This window comes from Streptomyces sp. NPDC044704 (assembly GCF_056433525.1).
On record NZ_JBWKGY010000001.1, the window covers coordinates 598,587 to 622,516 of the forward strand.

Here is a 23,930-nt window from a genome sequence, read left to right on the forward strand (position 1 = left end):
CGGGAGTTTGACGACAGGCCCTAGCGCGGTTTCCAGTCGAGCCGGAGCACGGCCACGTCGTCGGTGTGCCGGCCGGCGTTGAGGGCCCTGGTCTCCCGGATGAGACTGTCCAGGTGCGCCGCGGGGTCCGCCGACGGCAGACGGTTGATGAGGGGCAGCAGCCCTTCGGCGCCGAGCCTGCCGCCGGCTTCGCCGTTGTGCCCTTCGGTCAGGCCGTCGGTGTACAGGGTGAGGGCTCCGGCCTCCGGGAGCGGCACGACCGTGGCGGGCCAGTCGCGCTGTCCCGGGACGAGGCCCAGCGCGATGCCGTGTGCGGCGGCCACCTCACGGGTCCCGTCCGGGGTCGTGAGCAGGGGCTCGTGGTGCCCGGCCAGGTGGAACGTGCCGGTGGCGGACCGCTGGTCGAGGGTGAGCAGCGTGCACGTGGCGAACAGGGGCTGGGCGCCGCGCTCGGCGACGAGCAGACGCTCCATGAGGCGGAGCAGGTCGGTGCCGCGGTGTCCGCCCAGCACGAGCGAGCGCCAGGCGATGCGCAGGCAGACGCCGAGGGCCGCCGCGTCGGGGCCGTGCCCGCTGACGTCCCCGACGACGGCGTGCAGCAGCCCGTCCTCGCCTTCGACGACGTCCAGGAAGTCCCCGCCGAGCAGGGCCAGTTCCGCACCGGGGAGGTAGCGGGTGGTCACGGTGACGGTGGAGGTGTCGAGCATGGGCTGGGGCAGCAGCCCGCGTTCCAGGCGGGCGTTCTCCTGCGCGCGCAGCCGGGCCGACTGGGCCTGCGCCGCGGCACGCTCGGTCTGGCTGCGGTAGACGGCGTAGCGCACCGTGCGGCGCAGCAGGTCCGCGTCGACCTTGCCCTTGACCAGGTAGTCCTGGGCCCCGGAGGCCATCGCCTCGGAGCCCGCCTGCGTCTCGGACAGGCCGGTCAGGACGATCACCGCGGTGTGCGGAGCCAGACCGCGGACGGTGGTGACGGCGTCGGTTCCCGACACGTCCGGCAGGTGCAGGTCGAGCAGCACGCAGTCGATCGTGCGGGTGGTCAGCTCGGTGCGGGCCTCGGCCAGGGTGGGACGGGTGGTCAGCTCGAACCGCAGCCCCGTGTCGTGCAGGAGCTCCTCGACGAGCAGCGCGTCGCCCCGGTCGTCCTCGACCAGCAGGACCCGGTACAGGGGTTCGGCGGTGGCCGCGTCCTGTGCGACCGGCGTGGTGGCGGTCACGGATTGGCCCCCGCGTCCGCGCGGCTCGCCTCCGGCAGCGGCGAGGGACCGGGGCTCGGCGGAGGCTCGGGCGCCAGGGTGAAGGTGATGCGCGTGCCTTCGTCGTACTCGGTGTCGACGCCGATCGTGCCGCCGTGGAACTCGACGATCTTCTTGCACATCGCCAGACCGATTCCGCTGCCGGAGTAGGTGTCCTTGGTGTGCAGCCGCTGGAAGATGACGAACACCTTGTCGGCGTACTCCGGGTCGATCCCGATGCCGTTGTCGGTCACCGTGAAGCGCCACAGGTCGCCTTCGGGGGCCGCGGTGACGTGGATCTCGGGCGCCTGGCCGGGGCGGCGGAACTTGACCGCGTTGCCGATCAGGTTCTGCCAGAGCATGCCCAATTGCGTCGGGTCCGCGACGAGCGTCGGCAGCGGGTCGTGGGTGATCGTCGCCCCGGCCTCGTCGATGCCGACGCTGAGCGCGGACAGGGTCTGCTTCAGCACCTTGTCGAGATCGAGGCTCTGGTGGGTGTTGTGGACCCGGCCGACCCGGGAGAAGGCGAGGAGGTCGTTGATGAGGGTCTGCATGCGGTTCGCGCCGTCGACCGCGAAGTCGATGTACTGGTCGGCCTTGGCGTCGAGCTGGCCGCCGTAGCGCCGCTGGAGGAGCTGCGTGAAGCTGGACACCTTGCGCAGCGGCTCCTGCAGGTCGTGGGAGGCCACGTAGGCGAACTGCTCCAGCTCGGCGTTGGACCGCTGGAGGTCGGCGGCCTGTGCGTCCAGGCGCAGCCGTGCCTCCTCGGCGAAGGCCAGTTCCCGTACGAGGCGCCGCCGCATGAAGTCGATCTCGCTGCCGAGGCGGCGCAGGTCCGCGGGACCGGTCTCCGCGATGGGATGGTCGAAGTCGCCCCCGGCCACCGTACGGGCATCCGCACCGAGCTGTTCGAGCGGCATGGTGATGCCCCGGCGCAGACCCTCGAAGATCAGGGCCGCGAGCGCGAGGATGAGTACGGCGATGGCCGTGAACACCCCGTTGCGCAGCGACATCGTGGCCAGCAGGTCCTCCCGCGACCGGGCCCGCTCCGCCCGCAGCCGGTCCTGCTGGGCGGTCATGGCCGTACGGAGCTCGTCGAAGGCGGTCTTCCCCTCGGCGGCGCGTTCCGTCGCCAAGGGCGAGGGGGATCCGGGCGGCGAGGCCGCGACGGGCCGGGCGATCCGGTCCTGCCACCGCTCCAGAGCCTTCTGTACGGCCGCGAGGTCCTCCAGGGCGGCCTTATCGCCCTGCAGCAGCTCCGACAGCCGCGAGATGTCCGTTTCCTGCTCCGCGAGCCCCGCCCGGTAGGGGGCGATGAACTCGGAGGTGCCGGTGAGCCCGTACCCGCGGATCCCGGTCTCCTGGTTCAGTACGGCCGCTTCCAGCCGGATCGCGCTCGTCAGCGCGGGGGACCTCACGTCCACGAGTTCTTCGCTGATCGAGGCCGTCCGGCCCAGCACCCAGGCTCCCGTCGCCCCCAGCAGGGTCAGGACCACCAGGGAGGCGGCCACACCCACCCGCAGCCAGCGGCGGGTCGTCCACGCGGCGAGCCTCCGTGAGCGCGGGCGCTCCTGATCGCCGTTCATCCTGTGAACTCCTCGTCGAGTCGGCCGCCTTTGAAAGAGCGCGGGCGTGCATACTCTAAAGGGGTTCCGACAACCGTTGTTGTCCAGGTTCCCCGGGGCGCCTAAGGTGCCGGGTATGCCTGGCAAGAACTTCGTACTGCGGACCACCCCGCCGGAGACCGCCGCCGTCGCGGACGCGGCGGTGGGTTCCCTGGCGCGGCGCCTTGCGCGGCAACTGCTGGAAACCCCGGCGCATCCGAAACCGGACGACCCGGCACAGGCACTGACGCTCCTCCACCTGCTGGACCACATCCAGCAGGCCACCGCACGCATCCAGCAGGAAGCGGCCGAGGCGGCCGCCCGGGCGGGTGCCGGCTATCCACAGATCGGCTCCGCCTGCGGGATGACCCGCCAGGGCGCGCGCCGCCGCTGGCCGGGGCTGTTCGACCACTCCAACGAAGCACCCACGGAGCATCCGATGATGACCACCCCCGCCCGCCCCTTCGACGTCCTGCTCGTCGAAGACGACATGGCCGACGCCATGCTCATCGAGGAGGCCCTCTCCGAGCGCGGGGCACGCAACCTCGTCCAGGTCACCGACGGGGTCGCCGCACTCGAACACCTCCGGGCGCCGGGCAGCGTGCGCCCGGACCTGATCGTGCTCGACCTCAACATGCCCCGCATGAACGGCCGGGACCTGCTGAAGGTCCTGAAGAACGACGACGACCTCCAGACCATCCCCGTCGTCGTCCTCACCACCTCCTCCGCACCGGACGACGTCACCGGCGCCTACAGCAGCCACGCCAACGCGTACGTGACCAAGCCCGTCAACCTGGAGGAGTTCGAGCAGGCCGTCCAGAGCATCGACGCCTTCTACCTCGACACCGCCACCCGGCCGCCCCGCGCCTGACCTCCCGCCCCGCCGCCTGCCACCCCGCCCGGCCGGAACCGGCCGGTCACGGCCGCTCCGCCAGCAGGTCGGCCATCCGGCGCATCACGGGCACGGGCAGCGCCGTGTTCACGGCGGCGGAGCCCGCGGTCCGGGGGTCGAGCAGCAGCCGGAGCAGGACCTCCCGCGGAAGGGCGGGGTGCCGGGCGGCGAGGGCCCGCACGGAGGAGTCCGGATCGTCGAGCAGGCGCACCGCGGCGGCGGGGGAGAGCCTCGGGTCGCCCGCGGCGTCCTGCCGCACCTCCTCGGCCTCGTCCCGGCTGAGCCGGTCGACCAGCTCGGGCGTGGACCCGGGGTCGCCCAGGGCGAGTCGCCGGAGCCTCGGGTCCGGGTCGGTGGCATGGCGCAGGAGTCCCTCGCGCGGGAAGTTCGGGTGGCTGCGCGGGCGCCCGGGGAAGCTCAGGCTGCCGTCCCACCAGCGCCAGACCTCCAGGAGCAGGTCCGGCGGCGCGTCCTCGCAGGACTCGGCGAGGAAGAGCCGCACGACCCGGTCCTCGTCGCCCGCCAGCCGTGCGACGACGTCCGGCGGCAGGTGCCGGGCGCGGGCGACGCTGCTGCGCACGTGGGGATGGCCGGAGGCGGCGAGCCGGCGCATGGCCCCGGGGTCGTCGTGGAGTTCGGCCACCCAGGGCAGGAGGTGGTGGTGCCCGTCGCCCGGACCGGCCGCCAGGCGGACGGCGGCCCGCTGCTCCTCGGTCAGGTCGGCCCGCACGGCGAGCGCGCGGCGGACCTCCTCGTGCTCGTCCTCGGCGAGGAGGGCGATGGCCGCCGGGTCGAGACGGGGACTGCGCGCCAGCCTCTCCCGGACCTCCGCGGACCCGTACGAAGCCAGCCGCGCGGCCAGTCCGGGCGCGAGGCGACAGGTGTCCAGGGCGCGGCCGGCCGTGCCCCCGAGCCGCTCGAAACCGGCCTCGGACAGCGGATGGTCCCGGTGGTGGCGGAGCCGGGCGGCGGTGCGGACCCGCTCGTCGGGGTCGGCTAGCAGGCCCTCCCGCACCGGTGGGGGGAGGTGGGGCCAGACCGGGTCGCAGGCGGCGGCCCGGACGGCGGGAGCGGGGTCGGCCGCGAGAATGCGGAGCAGAGGCACGGGAAGCCCGCGCAGCCGGGCGGCCTCGGCCCGGACCAGAGGGGACGCGTCGGCGGCCAGCTCCTCCATCGCCGCGTCGGCCAGCGGCTCCCCCCGGTCGGCGGCGAACTCCACGAACAGTGCCCGCCGCGCCCCGCTGCGTTCCCCGCGGAAGAGCCGGGCCCACTGTTCCGGGGTCAGCTCGTGCCGCGCCTCGACGACCCGGCCGCGCACCGCCCGGTCCGGGTGGCCGACCGCCGCATCGAGGACGCGGGCCGGTAGGTCCTCGCGCCACAGGAAGTCGGGGGCGACGTCGAGCAGCCGGACCAGCAGTTCCTCGGGAGCCGCTCTGTTGTGGCCGAGGAAGGCCCAGCCGTCGACCGGCTCCGTCAGCTCGTCGGGTGTCATGTACGCCATCCTGCCCGGTCCGCGGCCGACCGCCGTGGGGGACCCCGAGGGCGTGCGGGGCCGGTGGTGGCGGTTGCCCCGCACGGCGACTCGGTCCACCGGCTCCGGCCCACCGTCACGGGCCCTCGCGGTCCCGGCCGGCGGTCAGCGCAGGCGCTTCCAGAAGGGCGGGACCTCGCCTTCCGTCCGGTTGGCGTGCGGGGTGACCTCGCGGGGGGTGATCGACCAGGGGCTGTCGCACTTGATGACCAGCAGTCGCGCCCCGCGCGTCAGCGCCACCGTGGTCCGCCCCGACTTGTACCCGCTGCACAGGTTGCGGCGCGAGGCGCTGCGCCTGATGGCCTCCAGCTCGAACCAGTCGTCCTTGCGGTTGCGGTGCCTGACGGCGAGGTCGACGGCGGGTCCGGCGTACGCCAGGACGTCCGGACCGAAACCCTCGACCCGTTCGGAGACGTCGCGGAGCACCGAGATCGGGCTCACGGTGATCTTCCACTCGCCGTGTGCCTTCACGCGCAGCCGCAGGGGCCCGTTCCCGTCGTGGTCCACGATTCCGCGCCCGCTGAAGTCCTCCAGCCAGCTGCTGAGGACCGAGGGGGACTGCTCGTGGTTGCGGTGGTTCAACGCCGCGATCTCGATGAGGCTTTCCCCCACCCTCACCACGTCGACCACGGCGAACCCGGCCGGCATGGGCACCTCCACCCGGACGATGTCGTTTCCCTTGCCCTCGTGCGTGAAGACGGGGAAGTCCGGCCCGAAGTCGGTCGGGAGGTTGTTCAGCCGTGTGGTGATGGTGCCCAGGAGCGGGGAGTCCGTCTTGGAGACGGGTGTACCGGCGGGCTCGGTGGCCGTGGCCGTGGAGGTGGGGGCCGGTGATGCCGCTACGGCCTCTGCGGCCCCGGACGGTTCCGGCTCCGGGGGCACCGGAGCTGCCGCCGCCGCCAGGGGCGGGGCGGGCGGGGGAGCCTCGGGGAGCCGGGGCGCGGGCGGCGGCGCGGAGGCCGACTCGGGCTCGGCCTCTTCCTCCTCGACCGTGAACCCGTAGTCCGTGGCCAGCCCCGGAAGCCCCGAGTCGTACCCCTGCCCGACGGCACGGAACTTCCAGCCCCCGGCCCGGCGGTAGAACTCACCCAGTACGTAAGCGGTTTCGGTCGTCGCGTCGTCCTCGTCGACCGAGTACACCACCATCCGTTCACCCGTCACCGTGCTGACGGCCTCCACGTACAGCCCCGGTACGTCCCCGAAGGTTCCGCCCTCGGCGGAGGCCGCGATGAGGATCCGCTCCACCTCCGGCTCGACCCCGGCCGGGTCGATCTCCAGCCAGTCCGCCGTCCGGCCGTCCTCGCCCTGGGCGTTGCCCAGGAGTTGTACGGCGCTGGTGGCGTGCGCGCGCTGGTTGTAGAAGACCAGGTCGCTCCGTCCCCTCACCTGACCGCTGTCGTCCAGCAACAGTGCCGCCGGGTCGAGCTCGGGCACACCGGGCCCGGCGGCACGACGGACCACGGCGACCCGCATGGGCTCGCCGGACACGGGCAGGTTGCCCCCCTTGATGATCTGCGTCATGAGGGCATCGTCGCAGGCCAGTTGGCCGTTCGTCGAGCGTTTGTTCCTTTTGGGAGGTGACCGTCCGGTTGCTGGACGCACCCCCGTGCGGCCCGTGCCGCAGGCGACGGCGTCAGCAGGGGGCGTCCCCGGGGCGGCTCGGTGCCGGGCCCCGGGGACGGGAGGGTCAGCCCGCGCTGCCGTCGAGGGCGCTGTCGGGGATCCAGGAACCGTGGATCCCGGCGGTCACCCGGCGGGGGAGGTGGACGACGGCGATCCGGCCGAGGCCGGAGGCGTCCAGCACCAGGAGTTGTGAGGCGTCCTGCTTCAGGTCGGAGACGACGGTGAGGAGGTAGCCGTCGTCCTCGTTGGTCGCGCCGGCCGCCGGGACGAAGACGGCCTCGCTGGGCAGGCGGGCATCGCCGACCTGGTGGATGCGGCGGGCTCCGGTGGTGCGGTCGTACTTGACGACGCCGTAGCCGCCGAAGCCTTCCTGGTCGGGGAAGGACACCGCGTACTGGTACCGGTTCTCGGCCCCCAGGTACTCCTCGTTGAGGGTGGGGAACTCCACCGCGAGGTCGTCGATGATCCGTTCGTCGACGGTTCCGGCCGTCATGTCGATGGTCCAGCGGCGGGTGTAGGAGCGCGTGTTGGGTTCGCTGCCGCGCCCGGGCGCGCCGACCCACCAGTTCCACGAGAGCTGGAATCCGTCCCGGTCGACGGTGGGGCCTTCCAGGACGATGCGGCCCTGGCCGTCCTCGTACGCGTTGCCGACGTGCAGCATGTTGCCGGGTTCGACGGAGAACCAGCGGACGTGCCGGGCGCCGTCGTCCCCCCGGGGCATGACGCCTATGCGGGAGGGCTGCCGGTCGCTCCAGGCGTAGGGGATGCCGGAGTGCTCGGCGGGGTCGAAGGTGACGTTGCCCTCGACGAAGACCACGTGGCGGCGGGTGATGGCGAAGTCGTGCTTGAGGGAGGCGGTCGCGCCGGGGATCTCGACGCTGTGGGTGATCGCACCCTTGGCATCGGCGACGTAGTACGTCAGGAAGGGCGGGAAGGGTGAGGATCCGAAGAAGTGGAGTTCCCCCGTCATCGGGTCCTCCTTGGGGTGCGCGGTCATCGCGGTGCGCAGCCGGCCGTCGAAGTCGTGGGCACCCACCGTCTCCAGGTCCGGGGTGAGCTCGAAGGGGAGGTTCGCCTCGCACAGGGCGAGCAGCCGTCCGGCGTGCTCGATGACGTGGGTCCCGGCGGTGCTCGCGGTCAGGTCCGGGCCGTGCTCGGTCATGTAGGGGGCGCCGTCGAGGGCGGGGGTGTGGACCCAGCGGTTGCGGTACCACTCGGCGCGGCCGTCGCGCAGCCGGATCCCGTGGACCATGCCGCTGCCCTTGAACCAGTGGGTGGGGGTGATGCCCGGCTTGGGGTTGTGGCTGTTGCGGATCAGACGGCCGGTCAGCTCGGGGGGCAGGGCGCCTTCGACGGTGAGGCCGGTGGCGGTGATCTCGTCGGTGACGGGGGTGTAGTGGCCGTTCAGGTAGGGCGGGGTGGTCATGACGGGTCCTCGGATCTCATCGGTGGCGGTTGCGGTGGTCGTCGTCTTCGTCACGCGGGGTGGGTGCCGTCCCCGGCGGGCTGCTCGGCGTGTGCCTTGAGGCGGTCGAGCCAGCTCTGGAGGGAGGCCTTCAGGGCCGAGGAGAGCGCGTCGACCGCGGCGTCGACGGGCTCCCCGCTCCAGGACTCCTCGGTGCGGACGAGGACGCCGGCCCCGGTCGGTTCGAACGTCCAGACGTGGATGCCGACGATTCCCTCGACCGTCCCGCCCCAGACGATCCGCTGTCCGGGGACGAGTTCGTGGATGGTGGAGGTGATGTGCATGCCGTGGGTGAGCCAGACGAAGCTGCTGCCGACGGCGGCGGGCCCGTCGAGCCGGGCCCGGTCGATGTCGGCGTTCCAGGCGGGCCAGTTGTCGATGTCGGTGTGCAGTGCCCAGACGGTGGCGAGCGGGGCGTCGATCACCGTCGCCAGGGTGACGACGACGGGGGCCGTGGTGTCGATGGTGTGCATGCGGTGTCCTTTTCGGTTCTCGGTACGGGAAGGGCTGACGGGTCGGGATCAGGTGGCGGGTGAGCGGTCCGCCGCCCGGGCGGGGCCGGGCGGTGCGGGGTCCGTGCCGGTGTGGGGCGGGACGGCGCCGGGTGCACGGCGAGCCGCTCGGGTGAGGGGCAGGGCGAGGAGCGCGGTGGCGGCGAGGACCGCCGCGGAGACCGCGAACGCGGCCCGGTAGCCGGCGGTGAGGGCCGCCACGTGGGACTGGTGGGTGGCGGCGTGGGCGGTGACGGAGCCGGCCAGGGTGGCCAGGGCGGCGAGGCCGATCGCACCACCGACCTGGCGGGTGGTGTTCACCAGTCCGCCGGCCAGGCCCGCGTCGTGCTGCGGCACGCCGTCCACGGCGAGCGCCGTGAGCTGGACGAAGGCGGCGCTCAGGCCGAAGCCGACCAGGACGCTCGGACCGAGGACGTCGACGAGGTAGCTCCCGTCGGCGCTCATCCGTGACAGCCACAGCAGCCCCGCGGCCTCGGTGAGCAGGGCAGCGGTCAGGGTCGCGGTGACCCCGATGCGCTGGGAGACGCGCGGCGCCGCGGCGGCGCCGAGCATGTTGGCCAGGGCGAGGGGGAGTTGGCCCGCTCCGGTGGCCAAGGGGTCCATGCCGAGTACCTGTTGCTGGTAGAGCGGCAGGAAGAAGAACAGGGCGATCCACACGGAACCCAGCAGCGCCATCAGGAGGTTGCCCGCGGCGACGCGGCCGGTGGTGAACAGCCTGGGAGGCATCAGGGCGTGCGGCCGGCGACGCTCGATCAGGACGAAGACGGCGAGCAGCGTGACGGCGCCGAGGAGGCCGCCCAGCACCCGGGCGTCCGTCCAGCCCGTGCCGCGTGCGCTGGTCAGGGCCCAGACCAGGCAGGTCAGGGCCAGGGTGACGGTGACGGTGCCCAGGAGGTCGAACCGTCCGGACCCGCGGCCGACGGCCCGCGGTACGAGCTTCACCACGGCGACGAGCACCAGCACCGCTCCGAGCGCGACGGAGTGGAAGATCCAGGGCCAGCCCCACGCCTGGGTGAGCACACCGCCCAGCAGGACGCCGCCCGCTCCCCCCGCACCGGAGACCGCGCCCCACACCCCCAAGGCCCTGCCCCTGCCCGGGCCGGGCGGGAACACGTCCATCGTCAGGGCGAGCGCGGCCGGGGCGATCGCGGCCGCGCCGAGACCCTGTACGGCGCGGGCGGCGATCAGCACGCCCGGCGAGGCGGCCGACCCCGCCGCCACCGAGGCCCCCGCGAAGAGGGCGAGGCCCACGGTCAGGACCCGGCGGCGGCCGAAGAGGTCGCCCGCCCGGCCCCCGGCCAGGAGCAGCGCACCGAACGCCAGGCCGTAGGCGTTGACCACCCACGTGGTGCCCCCGTCGGACAGGCCCACCCCGGCGCGGATCTGCGGCAGCGCCACGTTCACGATCGACGTGGCCAGCATGACGGTGAACTGCGCCGCGGCCAGGGCCGCGAGGGCGGTCCCCGGCCGGGGCGCTGGGGGTGCCTGGTCCTTCGTGCGTCCAAGGTTCATGGCACACAGCCTCGTGTCCGGCGGTGTTCACATTCCATGCCCTGCGGCGGCGAGCACTGTCCAGTCCTGTCCACACCTGTCCACCCGGCTGCGGAGCACGCTGCTCCGCAGCCGGACCTCGCCGGCCCGGGTTCCCCCGACACGTCCCGGGCCGGAGGGACTCAGCGCTTGAGCGTGAAGGTGAAGTCGCCCGAGAGCTTGCCGCTCAAGCGGACCGTCGACACGAGGTTCCCCTCGGTGAGCAGTCTCTCGACCTCGGCTCGCGGAAGGCCGAACCCTTCGGCGATCAGCCGCACCGGCCGCACGGGTATCCGCGCCGCGAAGCGGACCGAGACCTCGGTCGCCTCACCCTCCGGCCGGTGCGGCTGATCCGGCTGATGCGGTGCCCCGATGTCGAGGCGCCAGGCGTCGTCCCAGTCGAGGGCGATGCGATTGCGGCGCCGTACGACCGGGTCCTGGAGCAATTCGGCTGCCAGAGCGGGGTCGTTGTCGTGCAGCCGGTCCAGGAGCTCGGGTCGTACGGAACGTACGTTCACCCGCTCCAGGACGGTGATCCTGGTGGTGTCCCCGCACCCGGTGCAGAGTGCGAGGAGCCAGACGTCGAGGAGCTTGTGGTTGGCGTTGACGCGGAATTTGCCGTTCGCCCGGAAGCGCCCGGAGGCACACCTGTGGCAGCGGCGGAGAACGATCGGCAGGCAGGTGGGTACGACCACCCAGGTTTCGGACACAGAGATACACCGGTTCCAGTGAGAAGACCGCAGCGAAAAGGAGCACGGCGCACAGGTGCGACGCGCGACGGTTCAGCGCTCGGGGGGTCTCACTTGGTGTACAACGGCACGTCCTTGACCGGGCGGGGGTGGGTGGGAGCACGGTAACGGCGCACGGGAGTGCGGTTCCACTGAATTTCGGGAAGGTGGGTCCGGCTGTCCGGGAGGGCCGCCCCCGGCCCCGACGCGACCGGGGAGGCGCGCGCGTTCAGCGCGGGGTCACCCAGTCCGGGACCCAGGTCCCGGCGGCGTCGGGCCCGGCCGCTCCGGCGGCGAGGTGGGCCCGGAGGGTGGTCAGTCCCGGGTGGGGGTTGTCGCGGTGCCAGAGCAGCGAGTGCGGGTAGACGGGCGTCGGGTCGGTCACCGGGATGCGGCGCAGGCCGTGGCCGGCGGGCCAGACGAGGCGGGTGTGCCCGCCCATGAAGGTGGCCAGGGCCGGCGTGTCGGCGACGGTGTCGAGCAGCGCGTCGGAGCCGAAGTTGGGGCCGGTCGCCTCGATGGTGAGGCCGAACTCGGCGACGAGGTCGTCGTAGAAGGCGGCCCACTCGGAACCGGGAACGATGCCGGGCATCCAGATCCGGTGCCCGGCGAGCCGGGCGAGCGGCACCGACCGGGCGCCCGCCAGCGCGTGGGCGGGGCCGGTCAGGAGCTGGAGCGGCTCGTCGAGCACCCGTACGGACCGGAAGTCCGCGGGCAGGGGCCGCCCGGGCGCGGAGACGGCGCGGAAGGACGCGTCGATCGCACCGGACCGGATGGCGGCGACTGCCGCCTCGATGTCGAGCAGCATCACCACGTCGAGCTCGATCTCGGGGTGCGCGCGGTGGAAGCCGCGCATCAGGCCCGACGCCGCACCTCGCGAGGCGATCACGTCGACGCGCAGCGGACGCCGGCCGGTCCGCACGGAGGACACCGCGCGCTCGGCGACGCGCAGCAGCTCGCGCGCGTGGGGAAGGAACGCCTGCCCGTCGATGGTGAGCTCGGCGCCGCGCGCGGTACGGGTGAACAGGCGCACTCCGAGGCTGCGCTCCAGCGCGGCGATGCGTTTGGAGACCGCCTGCTGGGTGACCGCCAGCTCGGTGGCGGCCTCCTGGAACTGCCCCGCGTCGGCGGCGACGACGAAGGTCCGGACGGTGTCGAGATCCATGCCGACACCCTAGGGGCACAACGGTTGGTTGTGGCCGGTGGCGCTGCGGTTGTTTGATCCCCGCGTGCCGCGCGCGCTTTGATGCTTCCGGTCGCGGATCGGTTGTGCGGGTGCCATGCGGCTGCGGCCGAAGGCAAGGACAAGGGCAAGGGCAAGGGGCGTCGGGGGCATGAGGGGCGGGCACCGGCTGGGGCGGCCGTTCGGCTGGCTCTGGGCAGCGTACGGAACCAGCGCGCTCGGTACGTGGCTCTCCTTCGGAGCGTTCCCGCTGATCGCCATCCAGGTGCTGCACGCCGGACCGGCCGAGGTCGCCGCGCTCTCCTCCGCGGGTGCCGCGGTGGGTGCGGCCGTGGCGGTCCCGCTCGGCCCGTGGGTGGAGTTCCGCCGCAAGCGGCCGGTGCTGATCGCGATGGACCTGGTGCGGTGCGGGGCGCTGCTGACCGTCCCCGCCGCGTACGCGCTCGGCGTGCTCACCTTCGTCCAGCTCCTGCTGGTCTCGGTCGTCGTCGCCGCGGCCGACATCTCCTTCCGCGCCGCCTCCGGCGCCTACCTCAAGACGCTGCTGCCGGCCGAGGACCTGCTCGTCGCCAACGCCCGGTTCGAGTCCACGGCCTGGACGACCACGATCATCGGACCGCCGCTGGGAGGCGCCGCGATCGGGCTCCTCGGTCCGGTGGCGACGGTGGTGGCCGACGCCGTCACCTACCTGCTCTCGGCCCTGGGCATCCGCGCGGCGGGCGGGAACGAGCCGCCGCCCCAGTACCGGGAGGCCGGACGCATGCGGGCCGCGGACCTGCTCGACGGCTGGCGGTACGTCCTCGCCGACGCCACCTTGCGTCCGCTGCTCTTCAACACCACCTTGTTCAACGGCCTGGTGATGGCCGCGCAGCCACTGCTCGCCGTCCTGATGCTCGGCCCCCTCGGATTCGCGCCGTGGCAGTACGGCCTCGCCTTCGCCGTGCCCTCGATCGGCGGACTGCTCGGTTCACGGCTGGCCCAGCCCCTCGCCGCCCGGTTCGGACAGCACCGGGTCCTGGTCGTGGCCGGGTGGATGCGCGCGGTCTGGCCCCTCGGCCTGGCCTTCGTGGGACCGGGCACCGCAGGGCTCCTGCTGGTGATGGGCGTCGAATTCGGGCTCATCCTCTGCTGCGGGATCTTCAACCCCGTCTGCGCCACCCACCGTCTCCGGCGCACCCCGACCGGCCGGGTGGCCCGCACACTGTCCGCCTGGGCCGTGACGTCCAAGGCCTCGACCGCGCTGCTGACCGCCGCCTGGGGCGTACTGGGCGCCCTGCTCGGCCCGCGGACCGCCCTCGCCCTGGCCGGCGTGATCCTCCTGGCGACCCCGTTCCTCCTCCCGCGCCGCACGGCGGGCTGACGGGCGCCGGCCCGGCGGTGGGGCAGGCCGGCCCCGGGACCGAGGCGCTGTCACGCGCGCGGAGATCCGCCTATCCTCCTCGTGACTCCTGGTACGACGACACGAAGGACACGGGCATGAGCACAGGCGGGGGCGCCGGCGAGGCGCCGTGGAATCCGTACGGGGCGGGACAGCCGCCGACCGTGCGCCGGCTCACCTTCGGACGCCTCTTCAACCCGATCGCCGTGGCGCGCGCGGTGTTCACGCCGTCCCGACCGGACCGCGTGCACGATCCGGTGGTGAAGAGGGCCCAGGTCATCCGGACGGTCATCGGACTGGTCGCCATCACCTGGATGATGCTGTCCTACGGGCTGGCGGCGGACGCCGACGCCGTGGTGCACGACCGCTTCGATCAGATCCGTACCACCCTCATCGTGCTGGCGGTGACCTTCCCGATCGCCGTCGCCGCCTTCGTCATCGCGGCCCGCCCGCCCAACCGGAGGCTGTACCTGCGCCGCGTGGGCAAGCCCGCGGGGGCTCTGCTCGCGCTGGTCGTCGCGCTCGCCGTGCCGAGGCTGATCACGGGGCTCGGCTACGTGGACGCGGAAACGGACTGGACGGCGTCCGCGGGGCGGGTGGTCCTGCTGTTCGCGCTGGGCGCGTTCCTGTTGTGGCTCGCCCCCTTCGTCCTCTACGGGATCGCGCAGTCCCTCGTGCACGTCTTCCGGACGGCGGACCTCCACGAGACGGTTCCGCCCCTGCTCGCGACCCTCCTCGTATGGGAAGTCGCCCTCTTCGACCTGTTCCGAGGGGCCTACGACGGCGTGCCGCCGGGCGTGCGGCTGGCCTTCGTGCTGGGAGCGCCGCTGACCGTCACCGCCGTGGCGATGTGGGAGCTGCGACGCCTCCGCATGCGGCACGGCATCACCCTGCGCGGCGCGCTCCTGCGCTGAACCGGGCCGCGTCAGGCGTGGGCGCCGACGTTCACGGGGCCGAGGGTGAAGGCGGGCCGGGCTTCGAGGACGCCGCCGATCCTTTCGACCTGCTCGCCGAGTTGCCGGTGCTGACGGGCGGTCAGGGGGCGGAGCGGTTCGACGGTGATCGAGACCGTGCCGCCCGTCTTCTTCTGCTGCCACACGCCGGCCACCACGCCGTCGATCAGGAGGACGGGGAAGTTCCCGGCTTGGCTGCTCCTGGCGAGCGCCCGCTGCCGCGCCGCACCGGGGAACAGCAGTTCCCGTGGCTGCGAGCCGACCGTGAACGAGTCGAAGTGCGGCAGCAGCAGGACGCCCCGCGCGCTCTCGCCGGGTTCCGCGTCCGCTCGGGAGGTCCAGGCACGGGTACCTTCCAAGGAGACCTCGGTCAGGCCGGCCGCTTCGAACAGGTGGCGGGTCCAGGCGGGCGTGGTGGCCAGCCACCGGGCGAAGTGCTGCGAAGTCGCCGGCCCGTAGGAGTGCAGGTAGCGGCCCAGCAGCCAGTCGACCGCCTCGGACGGCGGGGCGGGGGCGAAACCGGGCAGCCAGCGGCCGGGGTTGGTGTACGTGGTCCTGCGGCCCTTGTCCGGGCCGAAGCACAGCACACCCCTGTGAGCGGCGGTCGCGACCATCTGCCGCCAGCGCGGCCACATCGTCTGGAACGCGGGCATCACCGGATCGACGGCCCACGCCCCGACCTGCTCGGCCAGTGCTCCGGTCAGCTCGTCCACGGTCAGCTCCGCCTCCGCCAGGATCACTCCGATGGCGACGACGAGTTCCTCGGTCTGTTCCCCGGTCAACCGCGCCTCGGGCGCGAGCCGTCCGGCCGCCGGTACCGCTCCCAGGGCCCCGCACCACAGGCCCAGCTCCGCCGCCGGAAGCAGATGGACCGTACCGCGCGGCCCGAACGTCTTGATCAGGCTGTGCTCCGACCACAGCGCCTCCCGCACGTCGGTGCGCGTCACGCCGTCCAGCCTCAAGCCGATCGACACCTCGGCGGCCGACAACACCTGGGCGTGCGCGCCGCACATCGCTGCCGCCGCCTCCGCCGGAGTGCCCAGCGGCGACGACAGGCCGTGCCGCCGCAACCGTCGTCCGCAGACTTGCGCCCATGTCAGATCCACGCCCGATCCTAAGCATCCCGCCGGCCGGCTGACGGCATCTCCGCGCGGACACCGTACGGATCCGCCCCCACACCGGCCGGCCGTGCGGGGAGGGCGGGACCGGCCCGGGCACCGTAGGGTTCACCAACGCCGTCGTGACCGGGGCGGCGCCAACGAGGGCCGCCGCCACCGGGGTTCGCGCCCGGCGCCGTCCCCCCTTCCCGCGCAACGTGATGCGTACCAGTACCTGGAGAGGTCTTCGCCGTGCCGCACTCCGATTCCCGTTTCAGCGTTCTGTCCGAGGGGTTCGCCACAGATCCCTACCGCCACTTCGGACAGTTGAGGCAAGGGGCTCCGGTGCACTACGAGCCGGCGATCGACAGCTACTTCCTCTCCCGCCACGACGACGTGAAGCGCGTGCTGACCGACCACGAGGCGTTCACGACGGAGACGCTGCAGGTGCGGGCCGAGCCGGTGATGCGGGGGCCGGTCCTGGCGCAGATGACGGGGGCCGAGCACACCGCCAAGCGGAAGATCGTCGTCCGAGCCTTTACCGGTGCGGCCCTCCAGGACCAGATGCGCGCCGTCCACGCCAACGCCGCCGACCTCCTGGCCCCCTTCCTGGCCCGGGGCCGGATCGACCTCGTGAACGACTTCGGCAAGCCGCTCGCCGTCCACGTGACGCTCGACGTGCTCGGACTGGACAGGAAGGACTGGCGGCAGGTCGCCGCCTGGCACAGCGGGGTGGCCGAGTTCATCACCAGCCTCGCCCTCACCCCCGAGCGACGCCGGCACTGCCTGGACTGCGCGGAACAGCTCGAGGCCTACCTCGTCCCCGTCATCGAACAGCGCCGCCGCCACCCCGGCGACGACCTGATATCGAAGCTCTGCACCGCCGAGTTCGACGGGGTCGCCATGAGCAATCGCGAGGTCACCGCACTGATCATCAACGTGCTCGCCGCCGCCACCGAGCCCGCCGACAAGACGCTGGCCCTGCTCTTCAAGCACCTGATCGACCACCCCGAGCAGCTGACGGAGGTGCGCCGCGACCTCGGGCTGCTTCCCGCCGCGATCGCGGAGACCTTGCGCTACACCCCGCCGGTCCAGCTCATACCCCGCCAGGCGAAGGAGAGCGCGGTCTTCGCCGACACCGCGGTCCCGGCCGGTGCCACGGTCTTCTGCATGATCGGCGCGGCCAACCGGGACCCCGGTGCCTTCGCCGCCCCGGACACCTTCGACATCCACCGCCCCGACCTGGGCACGGCCCGCTCCTTCACCGCGGCCGCCCAGCACATGGCCTTCGGTACCGGACTCCACCAGTGCGTCGGCGCGGCCTTCGCGCGGGCCGAGATCGACACCGTCGCCGCGATGCTCCTGCCCCTGCTCGACGAGGTCCGCTACAGTCCCGGCTTCCGCTACCGGGAGACCGGCCTGTACACGCGGGGCCCCGTGTCCCTGTCGCTGGACTTCGCTCCCGTCCACGCGTTTTCGCCGGATCGGCGACCTCACGTCGGTCCGGGCGTCCTGCCCGCGTGAGGAACACGTGGAAAGCCCGGCAGACCCTCCGTGGACGCCTACGTGGCGGCCGCGCGAACCTGGAACCTGCCGGGACGGCCGGTCAGCCTCCGGTCGTGCCGTCGAGCATCTCGCGCAGGATGTCCAGATGGCCGTTGTGGCGGGCCGTTTCCTCGGTGAGGTGAAGGAGGATCCAGCGCAGGTCGACGTGCACGCCGTCGCGTACGGCCCGTACGGCCCGTTCGTCCAGGCCGCGCCCGTCGACGAGTTCGCGGTAGCGGGCGCTCTGTTCGGCGTACTCGCCGAGCAACTGCGGGAGCGGGAAGTCGACGGCGATGCGCATCTCCCGGTCGGGGTCCTCCTCGGTCCAGGGCCCTTGGTCCTCCTCGCCGAGGAACACCACCTGGAACCAGTAGTACTCGACCCAGCGGAGATGGTTGATCACCCCGCTCATGGTCATCAGCGGTGAGCCCGGCAGGAGCGCCTTGCGCGCGTTCTCCGCGGAAACGCCCCGGCACTTGGCGCGGGCGGTGTCACGGGTGTAGTCGAGGAACGTAGTGAGCTGAGTGCGCTCGTCCCATGCGGAAGGAGTGTCATCGATTCTGGTCATCGCGCGAAGCGTCCCCGATCAGCGCGACCGTTGTCGAGGCATTTACGGCGGCCCCCCCGCGCGCGGGCCGGGGGAGACCGGGGCCGAGCGGGTCATGGTCATTAATCTAGGGAGCCCACAGACCATCGGAGAGGTGCATTCAAGTGTCCGGATCCTGGGTCAATTCCGCCGAGCGGATCGGCGCTGACCTGCACCTCGAACTGGCCGGGACGGGTTCACGCCGGGCCGCCCTCGCCCGGGCCCTGCGCGAGGCGATCCAGGAAGGACGGCTGGCCGCCGGGATCCGGCTACCGCCCTACCGGTCGCTCGCGGCCGACCTCGGCATCGCACGGAACACGGTCGCCGACGCCTACGCGGAACTGGTCGCCGAGGGCTGGCTGACCGCCCGGCAGGGCTCGGGCACAAGGGTCGCGGAACGCGCCGCGCCCGCCAGGACGGTGCGCGTGCCGAACAAGGCGGTCACGGGATTCGCCGCGCCCGCACACAATTTGACGCAGGGTCAGCCCGACGCGTCGTCGTTCCCGAGGAACGCCTGGTCGACCTCGACCCGCCGCGCGCTCGGCGCCGCACCGCACGAGGCCTTCGGGCCGGGCGACCCGCAGGGCCGCATCGAACTGCGCACCGCGCTCGCGGACTACCTCGCCCGGGTGAGGGGCGTGCGGACCGACCCGGAGCGCATCGTGATCTGCTCGGGTTTCTCCGACGCGCTGCGGCTGCTGTTCGGCGGCGGCGTGCTGCGCGGCACCCTCGCCGTCGAGGCGTACGGCCTGGAGTTCCACCGCGCCCTGCTGACCGCCGACGGCGTGCGGACGGTACCGCTCGGCTTGGACGAGCTGGGCACGAGAACGGAGGAACTGGACGGGCGGCGCGGCGTGCGGTCGGTGCTGCTCACCCCCGCCCACCAGTTCCCCGTCGGTGGACCGCTCGATCCGAAGCGGCGCAACGCGGCGGTCGACTGGGCGCGTGCCCGGGGCGGCGTGGTGATCGAGGACGACTACGACGGGGAGTTCAGGTACGACCGCGAACCGATCGGCGCGGTCCAGGCGCTGGACCCCGACCACGTGCTCTACGTCGGGTCGGCCAGCAAGAGCGTCTCGCCCGCGCTCAGGCTGGGCTGGATGGTGCTGCCGGAACGCCTGGTCGGTCCGCTCCTCGCGGCGAAGGGCCGGCGCGAACGCTGGACCAGCGTCGTCGACCAGCTCACCTTCGCGGACCTGATCACCTCGGGTGCCTACGACCGGCACGTCCGGCAGATGCGCCAGCGCTACCGGGACCGCCGCAACCGGCTCGTCGCCGCGCTCGCCGAGCACGCGCCGCACGTCGAAGTCACCGGTATCGCCGCGGGGCTGCACGCGGTGCTGCGGCTTCCCCCGGGCACCGAGGCCGCCACCGTGAACGCCGCCACCTGGATCGGCCTCGCACTCGACGGCCTCGCCGGCTTCCGGCACCCCGCCGCCGGGACCGTACCGTTCGACGGGCTGGTCGTCGGCTACGCCACCCCGTCCGACCACGCCTATGCCGCGGCCCTCGAAGCGCTCTGCCAGATCCTGCCGCCCGCGCGGTGAACCGCGTCCCGCGGACGGGCGGTGGGTTCAGCGCCGGGCGAGTTCCCGGCCGAGCGTGAGGACCTGGTCGTCGAGCAGGATCCGCACGGTCCCGTCGAGGACTGGAACATCTCAGTGGGCCCGCCGCCCGGTGTTCCCGGCGGCACCACTCAACCTAGGCCCCGAATAGACCCGGAGAACGGTGCATTGCGAGCGTGGAATCCCGGGTCAATTCGAGTCCGCCCCCGTTCTCAGCCGGTGCAGGTGATCGAGAAGGGAACCGGGTTGGAGGTGGTGCGGGTGGGGCTCTGGAGTTCCACGGCCATTCCGGTGGTCAGGGTGCCCGCCTTCGCGTAGGTCGTCAGCCGTACGGTGTCGCGCCCGGTGGGGTCGGCCTTGTTCCCGATCGACAGGGTGCGCCAGTGCGGGTCCACCACCGAGCCGTCGCCGGACACCCAGCGGTAGGAGATCAGGGTGGGCTCGGAGGCGGTGAAGGTCGCGGTGAAGGCCGGGGCCCGGTTCTCGGGGGTCGGGCAGCTGCCGGTGTAGGTGGTGTTCGCGCCCGTCACCGACATCCGTACGCCGCCCGGACCGGGAGCGGAGTCCCCGCCGTCGCCGCCGAGGGCGTGGACCAGCCCGGCCGTGATCAGTACGCAGGCGACCGCGCCGCCCGCCGCGAAGGCCGCCGTACGGCGCCTGCGGCGTGGGGCGGCGGGCGTCGTGACCGGCGCGGGGGCGGGCGCTGCGGGGGAAACCTCCAGGACGGTCTCCGGGGCGGCGGGTGCCACCGGCGAGGGGACCGCCGGCGTCGCCGCCGCGGCGGGTTCCGCCGGGGCCGGCAGCACCGGGGCGGCGGTCGTCGTGGCGTCCGGTTCGCGGGCGATGCCCCACAGGGCCTCGGCGACTTCGGCGGCGGGTGTCCGCCCGGCCGGTTCCTTGCGGAGCAGCCCGGCGATGACCGGGGCGAGCGGGCCGGCCCGGACCGGCACCGGCGGCTCCTCGTCCACGACGGCCCGCAGGGTGCTCAGCGCGGTGTCCTGCCGGAACGGGGAGACCCCCTCCACGGCCGCGTACAGCATCACGCCGAGGGACCACAGGTCCGACTCGGGGCCCGAGGGGCGGCCCAGCGCCCGCTCCGGCGGCAGGTACTCGGGGGAGCCGACCACCTCGCCGGTCATGGTCAGCGCGGTGCTGCCCTCGACCGTCGCGATGCCGAAGTCGCCGAGCACCACCCGCCCGTCCTCGGCGAGCAGCACGTTGGCCGGCTTCACGTCGCGGTGCTCCACCCCGGCGGCGTGCGCGGCCCGCAGCGCGCTCAGTACCTCCGCGCCGATGTGCGCGGTGTGCCGCGGGGTGAGCGGCCCCTCGGCGCGCAGCAGGTCGGCCAGCGACCGCCCGCGGACCAGCTCCATGACGATCCAGGGCCGGTCGTCCTCCATCACCACGTCGTGGACCGTCACCACATTGCGGTCCGGTATCCGGGCCGCCGCCCACGCCTCCCGCTCCAGCCTGCTGTACATCCGCGTGATGTCGCCGGCCCGCAGATGTGCCGGCGCGCGGACCTCCTTGACGGCGACCTCGCGGTGCAGGGTTTCGTCGCGGGCCCGCCACACGGTGCCCATACCGCCCTCACCGAGCCGGGACAGCAGCCGGTAGCGGCCGGCGATCAGCCGTTCGCCGGCCGGTGATTCCGGCGCGGCCGCGGTGGTGGCCGCGGTGGTGGCCGTGAGCGTGCTCTCCGTCACGGTCTCGGATTCCTCGTTGTGCATGGGGGCGGTTCTCCTCTGATCGCCTGCCGACGCCAACATCACGAGCGGACCGGGACCCCCGGTTCAACGGGGTGGCCGAAAATCTTCGAAAATGATTGAACCGAACACGATCGCGAGGGCGTGTTGCTGTCGTACGAGCAGTCAGCAGGCGTCTTCTTCAAGGAGTGTGGAGTGCCTTCGGTCATCGTTGGACGCACGGGTCCCTTCACCGGGCAGAGCGTGGTTCTGGGCAGCGAGCCCCTGAGCTTCGGGCGCAAGAGCGACAACGGCGTCGTGATCGTCAGCCCCAGTGCCTCCCGGCTGCACGCCGAGATCCTGATGGAGGACGCCGGTTTCGTCCTCTACGACCGGGACAGCCGCAACGGCACGTTCGTCAACGACCAGCGCGTCACGCGGCACGTACTGCGTCCGAACGACTGCGTCCGGATCGGCGCTGAAACGTTCCTTTACGAGGCTCAGGACGTGATGGAGACGGTCATGGACCTCTCCCTCCTGGACGTGCCGAGGCCGAGCGCCGCGGACCCCGGCACGCTGCGGGTGACCGTCACCGGCGGTGGTCCGGTGGGCCTCGCCTTCGCCCTGGCGCTCGACGAGATGCTGCCGGGGCGGACCGCCGTCACCGTCTACGACGGCCGCTGGACCAGGAAGGGCTCCTCGGTCGTGTGGAAGGACGAGACCCAGGGCAACTTCCGCCGCCAGCAGGTGGTGACCGTCCAGAGCCGCCAGTACCTCGCCCTGCCCGAGGAGGTGCTCTCCGCCCTCTTCGACGACAGCGGCGCCTACTCCGAGATGTGGCCCGTCGGCCCCGACTCCGTCGACGGCCGGCCGCCCCGCAACGTCCGGATCGCCCACATCGAGGACCGGCTGCTGGACCTGGCCAACCGCAGGCCGGCCATCCGCCTCGTCCCCAGGCGTTTCGACGTGGCGGAGGAACAGGGCCGGATCACCCAGGAACACGTCCTGGTGGTCGCCGAGGGCGGTCGTTCCCGAACCCGGGAGCACTACGCGGACCGCTTCGGCGCGGCCGACGCCTCGATCTACTCCCTCGACGGCGAGCACCTCCAGGACATCGTGCTGGGGCTGCGCGTCAAGTCCAGGCTGCCTGACCCCATGAGCGTGCTGCTCACGGTGTCGCAGAACCGGTTCCTGCTCAACTCGCTGCGCGGCGAGGGCTTCCTGAACATGCGGCTCACCCGTGAGGAGGCCAAGAACGTCATCGGCATAGACCCGGTCCGGCACGTCTTCGAGGAGTGCATCGCCTCCCGCCCCTGCCTGATGAGCCGCCAGGAGGAGGACAACGAGTTCCGCTGCCCCACCCACGGCACCCTCTTCCTGCCCGCCCTGCTGCGCGGTTCCCCGCTGTGGAAGGAGATCCGGCAGGGCCTCAGCCTGTTCGGGGTGGCCGAGGAGGACCTGTCCGCGATCACCTCCTTCCGGCTGGACATGGTGCAGCGCCCGCGGTTCACCGCACAGCTGCACCGGCCGACCGCGACCGCCCCCGGCACCTACGGCTTCCTGCTGGGCGACGCGGCCAACGCGATCCACTTCTGGCCGGGCCGGGGCCTCAACAGCGGCCTCGCCTCCGCCACTTCGCTGGCCCGCTCGCTCAGCCGCGCCTGGCGGGGCAAGCCACTGCGGGACGCCGACTTCATCCGGCACGAGGCGGCGATGTCGATGCTCCAGTACCGGCACAAGAGCCGGGCCTGGAACGCCATGGTGACCACCGACGACCAGGGCGTCACCCGCGCCATCAAGGACGTCATCGCCCGCAGCACCGAAGCCGGGCCCGGATCCGGTGCCGCGGCCGGGAGCGATCTGGAAGCCCTTCTCGACCGCATGGCCGGGATCCGCGAACGGCTGGCGCCCCGGATGCCCGGCCTGCCCGACGACGGGGAACTCCGCTCCCACCTCTCCTCGATCGCCCCGGCCACCCTCCGCACCCTGCGGGAGAGCGGCGCCTGGGACACCCTGATCGTCGGCGGCGAGGAGGCCGACATCGACCTCTTCTACCAGTCCGACTCCCCGGTCTACGTCCCCCGGCCGGCCGACCCCCGAAGCCCCTCCCCGGCGGGAATGGCCGTCACCTCGTGACCAGCCCCGCCTCGTAGGCGAACACGACGGCCTGCGCGCGGCTGGCGAGGGCGAGTTTCGTCATGCAGCGGTGTACGTGGGTCTTGACGGTCGCGGGACTGAGGAAGAGACGGGCGGCGATCTCGGCGTTCGACAAGCCCGCGCCGACGAGGGTGAGGACCTCGCGTTCCCTCCGGGTGAGGGAGTCGAGCGGGCCGGCGGCCGGGGGCGGCGCGGCGGCCCGCGGGGCGCACAGGGCGAGGAGTTCCTGGAGGGCCGCGGGGCTGAGGAGGGTGTCGCCGGCGTGCACGGTGTGGATGGCGGAGATCAGGCGTTCGGGCGGGGTGTTCTTGAGGAGGTAGCCGCTCGCTCCGGAGCGCAGGGCCTGGAGCACGTAGGCGTCGAGGTCGAAGGTCGTCAAGATGATGATCTTCGGCCGTGCCGGGGAGGCGTCCTCCAGGATGCGGCTGGTGGCGGCGATGCCTCCGATACCCGGCATCCGGATGTCCATGAGGATCACGTCGGGGCGGAGTTCGGCCGCGGCGACGACGGCCGCCTCACCGCTCTCGGCCTCTCCGACGACCGTGATGCCGGGGGCCGCCCTCAGGAGCGCGACCAGTCCCGACCGGACGAGTATCTGGTCGTCGACGACGAGAAGCGTGGGCATGAGTTCGCCTTCCCCCGGGGCACGACATCAGTGACCGGC

19 protein-coding genes are annotated in these 23,930 nt (G+C 72.7%); 6 read left to right on the forward strand and 13 right to left on the reverse strand.

Features of this window, described 5'->3' with window-relative positions:
* Nucleotides 1–20: 20 nt before the first annotated feature.
* Nucleotides 21–1,214 carry a PP2C family protein-serine/threonine phosphatase gene (locus AC07B0_RS02800; RefSeq protein WP_356871406.1) on the reverse strand — a complete coding sequence of 398 codons (1,194 nt, stop codon included), beginning with the start codon at nt 1,212–1,214 and terminating at the stop codon, nt 21–23.
* A complete protein-coding gene (locus AC07B0_RS02805; protein WP_469381988.1) occupies nt 1,211–2,818 on the reverse strand; it encodes a sensor histidine kinase in 1,608 nt (535 codons plus the stop codon). Before AC07B0_RS02805 ends, AC07B0_RS02800 begins: the two co-directional genes overlap by 4 nt.
* Nucleotides 2,819–2,933: 115 nt before the next feature.
* On the opposite strand from AC07B0_RS02805, the gene AC07B0_RS02810 reads away from it, so the two are divergent.
* Nucleotides 2,934–3,707, forward strand: coding sequence for a response regulator (locus tag AC07B0_RS02810; protein WP_356871410.1), 774 nt, complete (start codon nt 2,934–2,936; stop codon nt 3,705–3,707).
* A 46-nt stretch (nt 3,708–3,753) separates the two neighbouring features.
* Here AC07B0_RS02810 and AC07B0_RS02815 read toward each other — a convergent pair whose 3' ends face one another.
* From AC07B0_RS02815 to AC07B0_RS02845, 7 genes are all read right to left on the reverse strand, one after another.
* Nucleotides 3,754–5,220, reverse strand: a complete 1,467-nt coding sequence (locus AC07B0_RS02815; protein WP_478896362.1) for a PE-PGRS family protein — start codon at nt 5,218–5,220, stop codon at nt 3,754–3,756.
* A gap of 144 nt (nt 5,221–5,364) precedes the next feature.
* The gene (locus AC07B0_RS02820) at nt 5,365–6,780 is read right to left on the reverse strand and encodes a TerD family protein (protein WP_478896364.1); all 1,416 of its coding nucleotides are present in this window, start codon (nt 6,778–6,780) and stop codon (nt 5,365–5,367) included.
* Nucleotides 6,781–6,946: 166 nt separating this feature from the next.
* Nucleotides 6,947–8,308 carry a carotenoid oxygenase family protein gene (locus AC07B0_RS02825; RefSeq protein ID WP_478896704.1) on the reverse strand — a complete coding sequence of 454 codons (1,362 nt, stop codon included), beginning with the start codon at nt 8,306–8,308 and terminating at the stop codon, nt 6,947–6,949.
* Between the two features lie 50 nt (nt 8,309–8,358).
* Nucleotides 8,359–8,820, reverse strand: coding sequence for an SRPBCC family protein (locus tag AC07B0_RS02830; RefSeq protein WP_478896365.1), 462 nt, complete (start codon nt 8,818–8,820; stop codon nt 8,359–8,361).
* A 48-nt stretch (nt 8,821–8,868) separates the two neighbouring features.
* Nucleotides 8,869–10,371, reverse strand: a complete 1,503-nt coding sequence (locus tag AC07B0_RS02835) for an MFS transporter (protein WP_478896367.1) — start codon at nt 10,369–10,371, stop codon at nt 8,869–8,871.
* Nucleotides 10,372–10,532: 161 nt separating this feature from the next.
* Complete coding sequence (locus tag AC07B0_RS02840) at nt 10,533–11,099, reverse strand: DUF1062 domain-containing protein (protein ID WP_478864804.1); 567 nt, start codon at nt 11,097–11,099, stop codon at nt 10,533–10,535.
* Between the two features lie 247 nt (nt 11,100–11,346).
* Nucleotides 11,347–12,282, reverse strand: coding sequence for a LysR family transcriptional regulator (locus AC07B0_RS02845; RefSeq protein WP_478896369.1), 936 nt, complete (start codon nt 12,280–12,282; stop codon nt 11,347–11,349).
* A 169-nt stretch (nt 12,283–12,451) separates the two neighbouring features.
* Between AC07B0_RS02845 and AC07B0_RS02850 the strand changes: the two genes are divergently transcribed.
* Nucleotides 12,452–13,660, forward strand: coding sequence for an MFS transporter (locus AC07B0_RS02850; protein WP_478896370.1), 1,209 nt, complete (start codon nt 12,452–12,454; stop codon nt 13,658–13,660).
* A 116-nt stretch (nt 13,661–13,776) separates the two neighbouring features.
* Nucleotides 13,777–14,592 (forward strand): hypothetical protein, encoded by an 816-nt coding sequence (locus AC07B0_RS02855; protein WP_478896372.1) that lies wholly within the window; start codon nt 13,777–13,779, stop codon nt 14,590–14,592.
* An 11-nt stretch (nt 14,593–14,603) separates the two neighbouring features.
* Here the strand turns inward: AC07B0_RS02855 and AC07B0_RS02860 are convergent, their stop codons facing one another.
* Nucleotides 14,604–15,737, reverse strand: coding sequence for a winged helix DNA-binding domain-containing protein (locus tag AC07B0_RS02860; RefSeq protein ID WP_478896374.1), 1,134 nt, complete (start codon nt 15,735–15,737; stop codon nt 14,604–14,606).
* A 243-nt stretch (nt 15,738–15,980) separates the two neighbouring features.
* Here AC07B0_RS02860 and AC07B0_RS02865 point away from each other — a divergent pair, with 243 nt between their 5' ends.
* On the forward strand, nt 15,981–17,252 hold the full coding sequence (locus tag AC07B0_RS02865) for a cytochrome P450, cyclodipeptide synthase-associated (protein ID WP_478896376.1): 1,272 nt from the start codon (nt 15,981–15,983) through the stop codon (nt 17,250–17,252).
* Between the two features lie 82 nt (nt 17,253–17,334).
* Here AC07B0_RS02865 and AC07B0_RS02870 read toward each other — a convergent pair whose 3' ends face one another.
* Complete coding sequence (locus AC07B0_RS02870) at nt 17,335–17,841, reverse strand: DinB family protein (RefSeq protein ID WP_356871434.1); 507 nt, start codon at nt 17,839–17,841, stop codon at nt 17,335–17,337.
* Between the two features lie 143 nt (nt 17,842–17,984).
* Between AC07B0_RS02870 and pdxR the strand changes: the two genes are divergently transcribed.
* Complete coding sequence (pdxR, locus tag AC07B0_RS02875) at nt 17,985–19,406, forward strand: MocR-like pyridoxine biosynthesis transcription factor PdxR (protein ID WP_478896378.1); 1,422 nt, start codon at nt 17,985–17,987, stop codon at nt 19,404–19,406.
* 230 nt (nt 19,407–19,636) lie between these two features.
* Here pdxR and AC07B0_RS02880 read toward each other — a convergent pair whose 3' ends face one another.
* Nucleotides 19,637–21,154, reverse strand: coding sequence for a serine/threonine-protein kinase (locus AC07B0_RS02880; protein ID WP_478896380.1), 1,518 nt, complete (start codon nt 21,152–21,154; stop codon nt 19,637–19,639).
* Nucleotides 21,155–21,325: 171 nt separating this feature from the next.
* Between AC07B0_RS02880 and AC07B0_RS02885 the strand changes: the two genes are divergently transcribed.
* Complete coding sequence (locus AC07B0_RS02885) at nt 21,326–23,245, forward strand: FHA domain-containing protein (RefSeq protein ID WP_478896382.1); 1,920 nt, start codon at nt 21,326–21,328, stop codon at nt 23,243–23,245.
* Here the strand turns inward: AC07B0_RS02885 and AC07B0_RS02890 are convergent.
* Complete coding sequence (locus AC07B0_RS02890) at nt 23,235–23,891, reverse strand: response regulator (RefSeq protein ID WP_478896384.1); 657 nt, start codon at nt 23,889–23,891, stop codon at nt 23,235–23,237. The genes AC07B0_RS02885 and AC07B0_RS02890 overlap by 11 nt on opposite strands.
* Between the last annotated feature and the right edge of the window lie 39 nt (nt 23,892–23,930).

Excerpts from the sequence above, each read along its gene's own strand:
- AC07B0_RS02805 (WP_469381988.1), bottom strand. The coding sequence starts at position 2,818 with ATGAACGGCGATCAGGAGCGCCCGCGCTCACGGAGGCTCGCCGCGTGG.
- AC07B0_RS02810 (WP_356871410.1), top strand. The coding sequence starts at position 2,934 with ATGCCTGGCAAGAACTTCGTACTGCGGACCACCCCGCCGGAGACCGCC.
- AC07B0_RS02815 (WP_478896362.1), bottom strand. The coding sequence starts at position 5,220 with ATGACACCCGACGAGCTGACGGAGCCGGTCGACGGCTGGGCCTTCCTC.
- AC07B0_RS02820 (WP_478896364.1), bottom strand. The coding sequence starts at position 6,780 with ATGACGCAGATCATCAAGGGGGGCAACCTGCCCGTGTCCGGCGAGCCC.
- AC07B0_RS02825 (WP_478896704.1), bottom strand. The coding sequence starts at position 8,308 with ATGACCACCCCGCCCTACCTGAACGGCCACTACACCCCCGTCACCGAC.
- AC07B0_RS02830 (WP_478896365.1), bottom strand. The coding sequence starts at position 8,820 with ATGCACACCATCGACACCACGGCCCCCGTCGTCGTCACCCTGGCGACG.
- AC07B0_RS02835 (WP_478896367.1), bottom strand. The coding sequence starts at position 10,371 with ATGAACCTTGGACGCACGAAGGACCAGGCACCCCCAGCGCCCCGGCCG.
- AC07B0_RS02845 (WP_478896369.1), bottom strand. The coding sequence starts at position 12,282 with ATGGATCTCGACACCGTCCGGACCTTCGTCGTCGCCGCCGACGCGGGG.
- AC07B0_RS02850 (WP_478896370.1), top strand. The coding sequence starts at position 12,452 with ATGAGGGGCGGGCACCGGCTGGGGCGGCCGTTCGGCTGGCTCTGGGCA.
- AC07B0_RS02855 (WP_478896372.1), top strand. The coding sequence starts at position 13,777 with ATGAGCACAGGCGGGGGCGCCGGCGAGGCGCCGTGGAATCCGTACGGG.
- AC07B0_RS02870 (WP_356871434.1), bottom strand. The coding sequence starts at position 17,841 with ATGACCAGAATCGATGACACTCCTTCCGCATGGGACGAGCGCACTCAG.
- AC07B0_RS02880 (WP_478896380.1), bottom strand. The coding sequence starts at position 21,154 with ATGCACAACGAGGAATCCGAGACCGTGACGGAGAGCACGCTCACGGCC.
- AC07B0_RS02890 (WP_478896384.1), bottom strand. The coding sequence starts at position 23,891 with ATGCCCACGCTTCTCGTCGTCGACGACCAGATACTCGTCCGGTCGGGA.